The 2,713-nt window shown below is 58.6% G+C and carries 3 protein-coding genes; all 3 read right to left on the bottom strand.

Going from position 1 to position 2,713, the window contains the following annotated elements:
* Window positions 1-962 (bottom strand): cache domain-containing protein (locus B071_RS0112080; protein ID WP_157703215.1); only part of this gene is annotated, 962 nt, incomplete at its 3' end.
* 62 nt (window positions 963-1,024) lie between these two features.
* Complete coding sequence (locus B071_RS0112075) at window positions 1,025-2,437, bottom strand: bifunctional diguanylate cyclase/phosphodiesterase (RefSeq protein WP_018527335.1); 1,413 nt, start codon at window positions 2,435-2,437, stop codon at window positions 1,025-1,027.
* A 72-nt stretch (window positions 2,438-2,509) separates the two neighbouring features.
* Window positions 2,510-2,713: hypothetical protein (locus B071_RS17465; protein ID WP_040588406.1), on the bottom strand; the 204-nt coding region annotated here is incomplete at its 5' end.

The following is a 2,713-nucleotide window of genomic DNA, read 5'->3' as shown; positions in this document are numbered from 1 at the left end:
GCGATCGTTCTGCTCACTGCGGCGATGGTTACTGTGCCCAGGAGGAGTCCCGTTGCGGCTACACCGGCAAAGACCAGTTGAAGCCACCGCAGGGGGGCGATGATATCCTGCCAGTAGGAACCCACCAGGACGGAAAAGCCCGTATCGCCGATGGGCGCATAGCCCATAAGGCGCTCTGCTCCCCCATAGAGATACCGGCCTGTTCCCGATTCTCCCCGGGCAGCGGCTCCCAGTACACGGGCCATTGCTTCGTAGGAGTCGTTGGAACGGGCTTCCTCCATGGCGTTCCATCTCTCCTGGACCAGACTGTGATCTCTGTGTCCCACCACTGTCCCCTCATTACTGATAACGTAGGAGTACCCCCGTTCTCCAATGCCGACGGTGTTCACCAGGGTCTCGAAGATTCTTGTATCGCGTATACCGATCAGAACACCCCTGATCTCCCCCTCCCGTATCACCGGCACAGCAACGATCATGATCGGCTCACCCGTGGCGCGACTGATCAGGACCTCCGAGACGTTGCCCTGACCGCTTCGGGCAAGACGGTAGTACTCCCGGTCCGATACATCGGTGATCGCCCGGTCCAGGGTCCTCCTGTTCCTGCCTTCCAGGTCGACCAGGCCAAACGTATCGTACCCCAGGGCCTCTGCCTGCTCCTGAAGGCTCCCGGCGATATCTTCCCAGTCGCTCCCATCGGTGAGAATGGGCTGGTGGGACAACGCATCCAGAGAGGTGATCATGTCGCGGAAACGGTCATTCATGATCACCGCCGATGTCCGGGCCAGCTCCAGGAGGGATTCTTCGGTTTCCCGTGTCAGGGTCGACCTGACCTGGAGCAGGAGCGTGGCCGCTGTCAGGAGGAGAATGAGGGCAGTGGAGGCTCCAAAGACGGTAATCATCGTTGCTTGAAGCGTCTTGAAGCCGTGTCTGGTCCGGTTCGCTGGGAATGTCTTTCTATTCATGATGGTCCTTTCTCTATGGTATCGAATCTCTGAACGATTGAGGTGTGGTAGTTTCCTCTGATCTATGTGCAGTGTATTTTGGCGCGGTCCTGCCGGTGTTCCCCGGATTCTTCTTCGTGGCAGAGGGAGGATCCTGTAAAGAAGGGGAGCAACGCTCCCAGGGGCTGGGGTTTCGAGAAGAAATACCCCTGGAATCGGCAAAAGCCGATGGTCCGGAGCAGATGAAACTGCTCTTCGCTCTCGACGCCCTCGGCGACACCCTCGATATTGAGTCCCTCTCCAAGATCCCTGAAGGCCGAGAGAATCCTGGCTGTTCGCTCCGGAGCCTGGCGGTATCGCAGAAATGATCGGTCGATCTTCAGAATATCTACGGGAAGTTGATGGAGATACTGGAGAGAAGAAAAGCCTGCGCCGAAGTCATCGAGGGCGATCCTGTACCCTCTGACCTGGAGATCCTGGAGAAGAGCGCTGCAGGCCGAGAGGCGGTGTATCAGATGGCTCTCGGTCACTTCCAGAATTATCTCGCTACTGCTTCGTCCGCTCCAGAGGAGCGCCTCATCCAGCTGGTCCTGGAGGCGGCCCGACTCAAGCTGTACAGGAGAAATATTTATGTGGACAGGAGGTCGGATCTCGGAGGGGAGGAAGGATGTTTCTTCCAGAACACGGTGAATTATTTTTTCTCCCAGAGGGATAATGAGTCCCGAAGACTCCGCCAGGGGGATGAACTCGTCTGGTGACACCGGGCCAAGACCTGGAGGGCTCCAGCGAAGCAGGGCCTCCAGGGCAGTGATGTTCCCCTCCGAATCGTGGATCGGCTGATAGTGCATCGTAAAGGAGTCATCCTCCACGGACTCCGAGAGGAGGCGGGCAATGCGGACCTTCCTGAAAGCTTCCTCTCTCAGGGAGCGGCTGTAGAGCATGTGCGGATTCCCCTGTTCCCGTGCTGCGGCGTTAGCAGCAGCTGCTCCCCGAACAAGGTCAGCGGCATCGGTGAGATCTTCCCTGCCTTTCATGGCAATTCCCGCTGTGCACAGAAGCGTAAGGGGAGTCGCCCCTTCGGGTGATATCTCCCTCAGATCTTTCAGTACAGTCTCGGCCATGGCCGAGGGGTCACAGTCCCCGAAGCAGGCGACCACGAAGGTCTCCCCCGAAAACCGGTAGAGCTCTGTCCGGGGAGGGAGGGCTACCCCGATCCGGTGTGATGCCTGTTTCAGCACCTCGTCTCCCCGGCGATATCCAAAGAGTTCGTTTACCCTGCGCAGGTTGTCAATTGAGAGGAAGATAATCGCCTCCGGTGCGGTCTTTCCCGAAGGGTGCAGATACGTTCGGTCAAAGGCCGGCCGCCCGGGCAGGCCCGTGAGAGAGTCACGGTACACCTGTGCACTGGAGCAGATCGATCTTCTCCACAGCAGAAAGAGGAATCCTGCCAGGATCAAGGGAACAAGGGAGACCAGAGCCTCCGGGGCTACGACCATGACAGAACTCCTGACCTGCTCTTTCGGGGCGTGCTTTCCATCATCACAGATTCTGCATTGTGGTGACCTGGATCAGTTTCGCCGGATCGAGAAGAAATCGACCAGATGATCCAGCTCGAGACCCAGGCCGCGCAATTTTTCCGTGGCCGAAGAGAGACCATCCGTTTGCGATGATTGGGCCTCGCTCGTGGCGGCCACCTCTTCGGCGGCGGCGGCGTTCTGCTGGACCATGGTATCGAGCTGAACCATGGCCTCGCTCACCTGGCGGGCGCCGGT

The sequence above is a fragment of the Alkalispirochaeta alkalica DSM 8900 genome (assembly GCF_000373545.1).
In the GTDB taxonomy this organism is placed as follows: domain Bacteria; phylum Spirochaetota; class Spirochaetia; order DSM-27196; family Alkalispirochaetaceae; genus Alkalispirochaeta; species Alkalispirochaeta alkalica.
The sequence above is the reverse complement of the archived record's forward strand: the minus strand, read 5'-3'. Positions and strand labels throughout refer to the sequence as shown.

What these genes read in the sequence shown, in the direction of transcription:
- B071_RS0112075 (WP_018527335.1), bottom strand. Translation starts at nt 2,437, where the DNA reads ATGGTCGTAGCCCCGGAGGCTCTGGTCTCCCTTGTTCCCTTGATCCTG.